Source organism: Burkholderia sp. SIMBA_062, from assembly GCF_046534765.1.
GTDB lineage: Bacteria > Pseudomonadota > Gammaproteobacteria > Burkholderiales > Burkholderiaceae > Burkholderia > Burkholderia ambifaria.
On record NZ_JAWRYD010000001.1, the window covers coordinates 392,479 to 402,384 of the forward strand.

13 protein-coding genes are annotated in these 9,906 nt (G+C 66.2%); 11 read left to right on the top strand and 2 right to left on the bottom strand.

Translation table 11 applies throughout. From position 1 onward, the window contains the following. The first annotated feature begins 17 nt into the window (after positions 1–17). The 4 genes from SB786_RS01810 (at position 18) to SB786_RS01825 (ending at position 2,015) form a co-directional block, all read left to right on the top strand. Positions 18–158 carry a cytochrome oxidase small assembly protein gene (locus SB786_RS01810; RefSeq protein WP_034179107.1) on the top strand — a complete coding sequence of 47 codons (141 nt, stop codon included), beginning with the start codon at positions 18–20 and terminating at the stop codon, positions 156–158. Between the two features lie 35 nt (positions 159–193). Further along, entirely contained in the window at positions 194–802 is a 609-nt protein-coding gene (locus tag SB786_RS01815; protein WP_410725913.1) for a cytochrome c oxidase assembly protein, read from the top strand. A gap of 16 nt (positions 803–818) precedes the next feature. Then, positions 819–1,019 carry a DUF2970 domain-containing protein gene (locus SB786_RS01820; protein ID WP_006760730.1) on the top strand — a complete coding sequence of 67 codons (201 nt, stop codon included), beginning with the start codon at positions 819–821 and terminating at the stop codon, positions 1,017–1,019. Positions 1,020–1,157: 138 nt separating this feature from the next. Continuing rightward, a complete protein-coding gene (locus tag SB786_RS01825; RefSeq protein WP_006760731.1) occupies positions 1,158–2,015 on the top strand; it encodes a cytochrome c oxidase subunit 3 in 858 nt (285 codons plus the stop codon). A gap of 175 nt (positions 2,016–2,190) precedes the next feature. On the opposite strand, the gene SB786_RS01830 is transcribed toward SB786_RS01825, so the two are convergent. Further along, entirely contained in the window at positions 2,191–2,400 is a 210-nt protein-coding gene (locus SB786_RS01830) for a twin transmembrane helix small protein (protein ID WP_006752055.1), read from the bottom strand. An 84-nt stretch (positions 2,401–2,484) separates the two neighbouring features. Here SB786_RS01830 and SB786_RS01835 point away from each other — a divergent pair, with 84 nt between their 5' ends. Genes SB786_RS01835 through SB786_RS01855 form a run of 5 tightly spaced genes read left to right on the top strand, consistent with a single transcriptional unit; the run spans position 2,485 to position 6,567 of the window. Continuing rightward, on the top strand, positions 2,485–3,195 hold the full coding sequence (locus tag SB786_RS01835; protein ID WP_410725914.1) for an SURF1 family protein: 711 nt from the start codon (positions 2,485–2,487) through the stop codon (positions 3,193–3,195). A gap of 60 nt (positions 3,196–3,255) precedes the next feature. Continuing rightward, the gene (locus tag SB786_RS01840) at positions 3,256–3,882 is read left to right on the top strand and encodes an SCO family protein (RefSeq protein ID WP_410725915.1); all 627 of its coding nucleotides are present in this window, start codon (positions 3,256–3,258) and stop codon (positions 3,880–3,882) included. Positions 3,883–3,907: 25 nt separating this feature from the next. After that, entirely contained in the window at positions 3,908–5,020 is a 1,113-nt protein-coding gene (locus SB786_RS01845) for a COX15/CtaA family protein (protein WP_410725916.1), read from the top strand. A gap of 8 nt (positions 5,021–5,028) precedes the next feature. Next, complete coding sequence (cyoE, locus tag SB786_RS01850) at positions 5,029–5,931, top strand: heme o synthase (protein ID WP_410725917.1); 903 nt, start codon at positions 5,029–5,031, stop codon at positions 5,929–5,931. Positions 5,932–5,949: 18 nt separating this feature from the next. After that, complete coding sequence (locus SB786_RS01855; RefSeq protein WP_006760736.1) at positions 5,950–6,567, top strand: SCO family protein; 618 nt, start codon at positions 5,950–5,952, stop codon at positions 6,565–6,567. Positions 6,568–6,715: 148 nt separating this feature from the next. Here SB786_RS01855 and SB786_RS01860 read toward each other — a convergent pair whose 3' ends face one another. Beyond that, complete coding sequence (locus tag SB786_RS01860; protein WP_410725918.1) at positions 6,716–7,006, bottom strand: YciI family protein; 291 nt, start codon at positions 7,004–7,006, stop codon at positions 6,716–6,718. A gap of 208 nt (positions 7,007–7,214) precedes the next feature. On the opposite strand from SB786_RS01860, the gene SB786_RS01865 reads away from it, so the two are divergent. Both SB786_RS01865 and SB786_RS01870 read left to right on the top strand, forming a co-directional pair. Continuing rightward, positions 7,215–8,780, top strand: coding sequence for a methyl-accepting chemotaxis protein (locus tag SB786_RS01865; protein WP_410725919.1), 1,566 nt, complete (start codon positions 7,215–7,217; stop codon positions 8,778–8,780). Positions 8,781–8,954: 174 nt separating this feature from the next. After that, entirely contained in the window at positions 8,955–9,770 is an 816-nt protein-coding gene (locus tag SB786_RS01870) for a MetQ/NlpA family ABC transporter substrate-binding protein (RefSeq protein ID WP_410725920.1), read from the top strand. Positions 9,771–9,906 lie beyond the last annotated feature (136 nt).

Genomic DNA, 9,906 nt, shown 5'->3' on the forward strand with positions numbered 1-9,906 from the left:
TTTCAGCGAAGTTTCAGATGACCCGGAATCCACAAGAAAGACGAACGCCCGAGCAGATTCGCGCGGGCAACAAGCGGCTCGGCCTCATCCTGCTCGTCATCGCCGCCGTTTTTTTTGTGGGTGTCGTGATCAAGCAGTGGTGGCTGTCCACCCACTGATGCAGTAACTGACGCAGTAGCGAGGAAGTCGTCGTATGTCGAAGCCGGAAGAGGGCGCCGCCGATCGCGCGTTCAATCGTTCGATGCTGGTGAAGCTCTTCGTCGTGGCCGGACTGATGTTCGGCTTCGGCTTCGCGCTGATTCCGATGTATCGCGCGATTTGCCAGATCACCGGCATCAACAACCTGGTGCAGCGGGATGTCAGCGAACGCGAGGCGAAGAACTCGCAGGTCGACTATGGCCGCACGGTGTCGGTCGAGTTCGATGCGAATGCGCGCGGCCCGCTCGGTTTCAAGCCGGAGCACAACAGCCTCGACGTGCATCCGGGCGAACTGACGACGATCGTCTACGACGTGACCAACGGGCAGGGCCGGCCGGTGGTGGCGCAGGCGATTCCGAGCTACGCGCCGAAGCAGGCGACGGAGTTCTTCAAGAAGATCGAGTGTTTTTGCTTCACGCAGCAGACGCTGGCCGCGAACGAGTCGCGCAAGATGCCGGTGGTGTTCGTGATCGATCCGAAGCTGCCGAAGGACGTGAAGACGATCACGCTGTCGTACACGTTCTTCGAACTGAATACGCCGGCCGAACCGGCGCCGGCGCCGCGCACGACGGCAGCGCAGGGCGCGGCCAAACCGGACGCATAAGAAAGGAGACGGGGCGATGACGGAGACCAAGCGGAGCGGGTCGTTCGGCCAGGCGTTGCGGGCGGTGTTGTGGTCGTTCTTCGGGGTGCGCAAGCGGCGCGACCTGGAGGCCGATGCGACGCAGCTCAATCCGCTGCACGTGCTGATCGTCGCGTTGATCGCGGCCGGTGTGTTCATCGGCGTGCTGATCCTGATCGTGCGTGCGGTCGTGGGCTGAGGCCCGCGGCCACGAAAGAATGCAGTGCGTGGCGCCCGGGCGCCGCGTGCGGGAAAGAGCGGCGGCGGTCGCGCCGCGCAAGAAATACAGCCGGAGCGGTTTCCGGTACACAAATTGGACTGAAGTGGAGAATCAAGCATGAGCGGTCAAAACCAGACCCCGTACTATTTCGTGCCGCATCCGTCGCAGCATCCGATCAGCGCGGCCATCGGCCTGCTGGTCATGCTCGGATCGGTGGCGCTGTGGATCAACGGTCACGACTGGGCGCCGTACACGGCGCTGCTCGGCCTGCTGTGGTTGCTCTTCACGCTGTATCACTGGTTCGGCGACGCGATCGCCGAGTCGGAAGGCGGACATTACGGCAAGAACGTCGACAAGTCGTACCGCTGGAGCATGAGCTGGTTCATCTTCTCGGAAGTCATGTTCTTCGGCGCGTTCTTCGGCGCGCTGTTCTATGCGCGTGAAATCGCGCTGCACCAGCTCGGCAGCCTCGACTACAAGCTGATCTGGCCGGATTTCTCCGCCGTGTGGCCGAACGAAGGCCCCGCCGCGCTCGCCGGTCACTTCAAGACGATGGGCCCATGGCCGATCCCGACGCTGAACACCGCGTTCCTGCTGTCGTCGGGCGTGACGCTGACGATCTCGCACCACGCGCTGCGCGACAATTACCGCAAGAAGGCGATCGCGTGGCTGGCCGCGACGCTCGCGCTCGGTATCTGCTTCCTGTTCCTGCAGGGCTTCGAGTACTACCACGCGTACAACGAACTGAACCTGACGCTGAACTCGGGCGTGTACGGCTCGACGTTCTTCCTGCTGACGGGCTTCCACGGCTTCCACGTGTTCCTCGGCGGCACGATGCTCGCGGTGGTGCTGGTGCGGATGATCCGCGGCCACTTCAAGCCGGATCACCACTTCGCATTCGAAGGCGCCGCGTGGTACTGGCACTTCGTCGACGTCGTCTGGCTCGGCCTGTACGTCGTCGTCTACTGGCTGTAAATGGAACAACGGCCCGCGCAGCGATGCGCGGGCCGTTTTCATTGGCGAAGGCGACGCAGCGGCCGGCTGCTAGCGCTCGACGCCCCCGGCGCCGCCGCGACTCAGTCAGGCGGCGCTTTTGCTTGGTGGCGCCGCCATGCGGCGATATGTCACGGCAGCCGTCGTGACGAATGCATCAACGCCCGATCGGCAGGCCGGTCGAATGGATCCAGCCCATCCAGTTCGCGAACAGGATGAACAGGAACAGCGACACCGACAGCCCGACGCGGGTGGCCAGCGACCAGACCATGCGCTTCGTATGGCCGCGGTCGTGCATCATGAAGTAGAGCGCCGAGCCCATGCTGGCGATGATGAGGACGAAGGCGATGGGAACGAGGATGTGCATGACACGAACCGGACGACGGCAATTCGAAAGGAAGAGGATAATTATCGCACTTCGCTTTCGCGAATGCGCCCGGCGGGCGGCCCGATGAAGATCCGCTGGCTGCCTGCGCTGCTGATTCTCGTCGTCGTCGCGGTCACGATCCGCCTCGGGTTCTGGCAGCGCGACCGCGCGCACCAGAAGGAGGCGCTGCAGGCGAGCATCGTGCGCTACGAGCACGCGGCGCCGGTCGACGTCGGTGCGCAGCCGATTCCGCTCGCGTCGATCGAGTTCCACCGCGTGCGGGCGAGAGGCCGCTTCCTGCCGGAGCAGGCGGTGTTCCTCGACAATCGGCCGTATAACGACCAGCCGGGTTTTTACGTCGTGATGCCGTTTAAACTCTCGGGCGGCGGCGTCGTGCTGGTGAACCGCGGCTGGCTGCCGCGCAACATCGCCGATCGCACGGCGATCGAGCCGTTCGCGACGCCCGCCGGCGACATCGAGATCGAAGGCATCGCGCGCGCCAACGCGTCGCGTGCGTTCGAACTCGGCGAAGGCGGCTCGGCCGCGCACCAGAAGATCCGGCAGAACCTGGACATCGCCGCGTATGCGAAGGAATCGGGGCTGCCGCTGCAGCCGTTCGTGATCCAGCAGACGAGCGACGACGGCGACAAACTCGTGCGCGACTGGCCGGCGGCGACGACCGGCGTCGAGCGCAATTACGGTTACATGTTTCAGTGGTGGGCCATGGCGGCCGCCGCGCTCGGCTTCGGCCTGTACGCCGCGCGGCGTGCGGCGAAGAAGTCGGCCGGCGCGTGAGCGCCATGCCAGGACGCGGCGGCGGCGCCGCGGGTTCGTTTCGAGAGGTCTGATTTGTCCATGCAATCTTCCCGTCAGGGTCCGGCCGCGGCGCCGGTTTCGCCGGCGGCCCGCAAGCGCGGCCGCTGGATGCTCGTGCTGCTCGGGCTCGTGTGCGCGGCGCCGATACTCGCGTCGTATTTCACCTATTACGTGATCAAGCCGAAGGGCGGCTCGACCAACTACGGCACGCTGATCGAGCCGCAGCGGCCGATCCCGGCCGACCTGCAGGTCACCGACGAAACCGGCAAGACGGTGCCGCTGTCGTCGCTGCGCGGCGTGTGGCTGTTCGTGATGACCGACGGCAGCGCGTGCGACGACGCATGCGCGCAAAAGCTCTATTTCATGCGCCAGATCCGCGTCACGCAGGCGGGCGAGCGACACCGGCTCACGATGGTGTGGCTGCGCAGCGATGCGGGCGCGGTGCCGCCGAAGGTGCTGGAAGCCTATCCGGACACGCGCCGGCTGGTCGCCGATCCGGCCGCGATCGCGGCCTGGCTGCCGGCCGACGCCGGCACGAAGGACAGCGACCACATCTACATGGTCGATCCGAGCGGCAACCTGATGATGCGTTTCCCGAAGAACCCGAACCCCAGCAAGATCAAGGCGGACGTCACGAAGCTGCTGAAGTGGTCGAGCATCGGCTAAGGCGAGACAACGAGGCAACCATTCGATGTCGTATCTACTGCAACTCGGCCTGATCGGCTTGTGCATCGCGCTGCTGCCGCTGTCGTACGTGTGGGTGAAGGCCGACGACGACAAGTTCCGCAAGCTGGTGTGGATCACCACGTTCCTCACGCTCGACCTGGTGATGTTCGGCGGCTTCACGCGGCTGACCGATTCGGGGCTCGGCTGCCCGGACTGGCCCGGCTGCTACGGCACGTCGTCGCCGTTCATCGCGCACGCCGCGATCACGGCCGCGCACCAGGCGATGCCGACCGGCCCCGTCAGCATGACGAAGGCGTGGATCGAGATGATCCACCGCTATTTCGCGATGGCGATCGGCGTGCTGATCATCGCGCAGGTCGTGATCGCATGGTCCGCGCGGCTGCGCCGCCGCCCGCTGCACGTGTCGCCGTGGTGGCCGACGAGCCTGCTGCTGCTGATCGTCGTGCAGGGCGTGTTCGGCGCGTGGACGGTCACGATGAAGCTGCAGCCGGTGATCGTCACGACCCACCTGCTGCTCGGTCTCGCGCTGCTCGGCACGCTCGGCTGGCTCGCGGCGCGGCAGACGCCGCTGCCGTCGCATGATCCGGAGGCCGGCCGCTACCGCGCGGCCGCGCTCGCGGCGCTGGTGCTGCTGGTCGTGCAGATCGCGCTCGGCGGCTGGGTGAGCACCAACTACGCGGTGCTCGCGTGTACCGATTTCCCGACCTGCAACGGCCAGTGGCTTCCGTCGATGAACTTCGGCCAGGGCTTCCATCTGTGGCGCGCGCTCGGGATGACGAAGGACGGCGACGCGATCACGCAGGACGCGCTGGTCGCGATCCACTGGACCCACCGCACGTTCGCGTTCGTCGTCGTCGCGTATCTGGCCGCGTTCGCGTTGAAGATGCGCCGCTTCGAGTCGCTGCGGCGGCCCGCGAACGGCGTGCTGCTGGTCGTCGTGCTGCAGTTCCTGACGGGCCTCACCAACATCGTGCTGCAGTGGCCGCTGCCGGTTGCCGTCGCGCACAACGGCGGCGCCGCGATCCTGCTGCTGCTCGTCGTCATGTTAAACTTTCGCATCCTTTCAAGCCGCCCCGGCCGTGTCGTGCAGCCCGCGCGCGACGCCGCCCCGGCGTGACCGTCCCCATGCAAAGCACCCTTTCCCAATCGCCCGGTAGCCGGTTTTCGCAGTACATGGCGCTGACGAAGCCGCGTGTCACGCAGCTCGCGGTGTTCTGCGCGGTGATCGGCATGTTCCTCGCGACGCCGGGCATGGTGCCGTGGCATGTGCTGATCGGCGGCACCATCGGCATCTGGCTGCTGGCGGGCGCCGCATTCGCGATCAACTGCCTCGTCGAGCAGAAGATCGACGCGATGATGCGCCGCACCGCGTGGCGTCCGTCCGCGCGCGGCGAGATCACGACCCCGCAGATCCTGCTGTTCTCGGCCGTGCTCGGCAGCGTCGGCGCCTGGACCCTCTATACGTTCACGAACCCGCTGACGATGTGGCTGACGATCGCGACGTTCGTCGGCTACGCGGTGATCTATACGCTGCTGCTCAAGCCGATGACGCCGCAGAACATCGTGATCGGCGGTGCGTCGGGCGCGATGCCGCCGGCGCTCGGCTGGGCCGCGGTCACCGGCGCGGTGCCCGGCGACGCGTGGATCCTCGTGCTGATCATCTTCGTGTGGACGCCGCCGCATTTCTGGGTGCTCGCGCTCTATCGCCGCAAGGACTACGAAAACGCGGGCCTGCCGATGCTGCCGGTCACGCACGGCGAGAAATTCACGCGACTGCACATCCTGCTGTACACGGTGATCCTGTTCGCGGTCACGCTGATGCCGTTCATCTCCGGGATGAGCGGCGTCGTCTACCTGGCGAGCGCGGTGCTGCTCGGCGCGGTGTTCCTCGCGTATGCGTGGAAGATCTACCGCGATTATTCGGACGAACTCGCCCGCAAGGCTTTCCGCTACTCGATCGTCTATCTGTCGCTGCTGTTCGCCGCGCTGCTCGTCGATCACTATGCGCGCCCGCTGCTCGGCGTGTAACCGCACGGTTTGAACGCAATGCTCCATTCACGGTTCGGGCGCCGCGCGCGCCAAGGCTGGATGCTCGCATGCGCATTCGCGGCAGCCACGCTGCTCGCGGGCTGCGACAATGCGCCGAAATTCCAGAATCTCGACATCACCGGCAACACGCAGTTCGGCAGCGATTTCTCGCTGCCCGACACGGCCGGCAAGGTGCGCACGCTCGCCGATTTCAAGGGGCGTGCCGTCGTGATGTTCTTCGGTTATACGCACTGTCCGGACGTATGTCCGACGACGATGGCCGAACTGTCCGAGGCGCTGAAGCAGCTCGGGCCCGACGCCGCGAAGCGCGTGCAGGTGTTGTTCGTCACCGTCGATCCGGAGCGCGACACGCCCGCGCTGCTCGGCCAGTACGTGCCCGCGTTCGATCCGTCGTTCATCGGCCTGCGGCCGGCCGACGAAGCGCAGCTCAAGAAGGTCACGAAGGATTTCCGCGTGTACTACGCGAAGGTGCCCGGCAAGACGCCCGGCAGCTACACGATGGATCACACCGCCGCGAGCTACGTGTTCGATCGCGACGGCAAGCTGCGCCTGTTCGTGCGCGATGGCCAGGGCCCGGGCCCGTGGGTCCACGACCTGAAACTGCTGGTCGACTGAGCGGCGCGCGCCGCATCGCCCGGGCGCCCGCCCGGCGACACGCGTGACGGCCGCGACGCGCCGTCACGCATGCTTCCCTCTTTCCCTGATCTGCCTTCACCGCCTCGCCCCTGCTGCGTCGGCGTGCTTGTGCAGGCGCTCGAGCGCGTTACGGCAGCGCCGGCACGTTGAAACCCTGCGCGGCACGCGTGATCTTGAATTCGGTCACGCGATACGTCGCGAGCCCTTCGGTCACGAACGGATCGGTCTCGAGGATCGCGTCCAGTTCGTCGCGATCGATGCGGGCCGCGAGGATCACGCCGCCTTCGCGCGGCACCTTCGGCCCCGCCGCGATGAAGATGCCGCGCTCGAACAGCGGCTGCAGATACGCACGGTGGCGCTCGAGCGCATCGTCGATGCGCTCGAGCGACGCGTTGTAATGGATGTCGATGACGTACATGGATGGCCCCGGAATGTCGCCGGCGCGTGTCGCGCCGGCCAGCCGGTCTTTTTAGCACAGCGGCCGCTGCGTGTCGTGCCGGCCGTCGTGTGCGGGCCACGTGTATTCAAGTTGTAAGTCTCGCTGCCGTAAATACGGGGGCAACCGTTTGCGCGCGACCGGCCGTTCGCGCGCATCGCGGCATCGACTTCGACGACGAGGCACGCAGATGAACAGAATGAGTTTGAACCGCAAGCTGTGGCTTGCGCTTGCGCTGGTATGGGTCGGGCTACTCGGCGTCGGCGCATGGAGCGCGTACGAGACGCGCGCGACGATGCTCGCCGAACGCAAGGCGGGCATCGCCAACCTGGTCGAATCGGCGGCCGGCATCGTCAACGCCTATCACGCGCTCGCGCAAAGCGGCACGCTGCCCGAGGCCGACGCGAAGCGCGACGCGCTCGCGAGCCTGGCGGCGATGCGCTACGGCGAGTCCGGCTACGTGTTCGTGATGGATTCGAAACCCGTCGTGCTGATGCATCCGACGCTGCCGAAGCTGGTCGGCACGCAGGTCGGCGACTATCTCGATCCGGACGGCAAGCCGTTGTTCGTCACGATCCTGAACGCCGCGAAGGCGACCGGCAGCGGCTTCGCCGGGTATCGTGGGCGGCTGCCGCACAGCGAGACCGCGGTGCCGAAGATCAGCTACGTCACGCGCTTCGCGCCGTGGGACTGGAACATCTCGAGCGGCGTATTCCTGAAGGACATCGATACCGTCTACTACCGGACGCTGTTTGGTCACCTCGCGGTCGTGCTGGTGATCGGCTTCGTGATCAGCGCGGCGATGCTCGTGATCATCCGCAACGTGCGGGGCAGCCTCGGCGGCGAGCCCGATGAAGCGGCCGCGCTGGCGAGCCGCATCGCGCAGGGCGACCTGACGCGGCCGGTACCGGTGCGCGCGGGCGACAGCACGAGCATGATGGCGGCGATGCGCGACATGCAGGCGCGCCTTCAGGCGACGATCGGCGGGATCCGCCAGTCGGCCGAATCGATCGCGTCGGCGAGCCGCGAGATCGCGTCCGGCAACGACGACCTGTCGCAGCGCACCGAGGAGCAGGCCGCCTCGCTGGAAGAAACGGCCGCGAGCATGGAGCAACTGACCGCGACGGTGAAGCAGAACGCGGACAACGCGCGGCAGGCGAGCGGGCTCGCGAACAATGCGTCGGAGATCGCGCGGGCGGGCAACGACGTCGTGAACCGCGTGATCGGCACGATGGGCGAGATCGACGACAGCTCGCGCAAGATCGCCGACATCATCGGCGTGATCGAGGGCATTGCATTCCAGACCAACATCCTCGCACTGAACGCGGCGGTCGAGGCCGCGCGCGCCGGCGAGCAGGGGCGCGGCTTCGCGGTGGTCGCGGGCGAGGTACGTTCGCTCGCGCAGCGCAGCGCGACGGCCGCGAAGGAGATCCGCGAGTTGATCGTCGCTTCGGGCGAGCGCGTGCGCAACGGCTCGACGCTGGTCGGCCAGGCCGGCACGACGATGGGCGAGATCCTGCAGGCGGTCGCGCGCGTGACCGACATCATGGGCGAGATCGCGGCCGCGTCCGAAGAGCAGGCGAGCGGCATCACGCAGGTCGGGCGCGCGGTCACGCAGATGGACCAGGTCACGCAGCAGAACGCGGCGCTCGTCGAGGAGGCCGCCGCGGCTGCGGCGTCGCTTCAGGAGCAGGCCGGGCGGCTGCGCGGCGCGATCGGCGCATTCCGGGTCGGCGATACCGGTGGCCTTCGCTGAAATGCAACTAACGGCCGAACGCCCGCACCCTGGGAGCACTGCCGCGGTGCATACCCATATGAGCGGGATGTATTTCACTTCCGGCCGATCCTGTGACACCATTTGCCCCTTCCTGCGAGTCCGGGCATACCCGTATCGCGCCCCATTTTCAGTTAGCAAGAAAGCGAGAAACAGATGAAGCGTCGCAGTCTCCTGAAGGTATTTTCCGTGCTGGCCACCGGTGCCGCGCTGACGCTGTCGGCTGGCGCGCACGCCGAAGACAAGGTGATCAAGGTCGGCACGGTGGCCGGTCCGGATTCGGAAGTGTGGCAGGTCGTGCAGAAGGTCGCGAAGGAGAAGGAAGGCCTGAACGTGAAGGTCGTCGAGTTCAACGACTACGTGCAGCCGAACGCGGCGCTCGATTCGGGCGACCTCGACGCGAACAGCTTCCAGCACCAGCCCTACCTCGACAGCCAGGTGAAGCAGCGCGGCTACAAGCTTGTCACCGCGGGCCTGACCTACATCTCGCCGATCGGCGTGTACTCGAAGAAGTTCAAGTCGCTGAAGGACCTGCCGCAGGGCGCGAAGCTCGCGGTGCCGAACGATCCGTCGAACGAGAACCGCGCGCTGCTGCTGCTGCAGACGCAAGGCGTGATCAAGCTGAAGGCGGGCGCCGGCACGGGCGGCAACAACGCGACGGTGCTCGACATCGCCGAGAACCCGAAGAAGCTGAAGATCTCCGAGCTTGACGCCGCGCAACTGCCGCGCGTGCTGTCGGACGTCGACGCGGCCGTGATCAACACGAACTACGCGCTCGCCGCCAACCTGCAGCCGACCAAGGACGCGATCGCGCTCGAATCGCTGACGAGCCCGTACGCGAACGTGATCGCCGTGCGCGCGAAGGACAAGGACCAGCCGTGGGTGAAGAAGCTGGTCAAGGCGTACCAGTCGCCGGAAGTGCGGGAATTCATCAAGAAGCAATTCAAGGGCTCGATGGTCGCGTCGTTCTGAACGCCGCACACCGGTCGGACCGCTGAAACTCGAAACGAAGGGCCTGTCTCGCGCAGGCCCTTTTTCATGTGCGCCCAGCATGGGCGCACTCCTGCGGGTGCAAGTCCCGCCATAAGCTGATCACGGCAAATGAAGC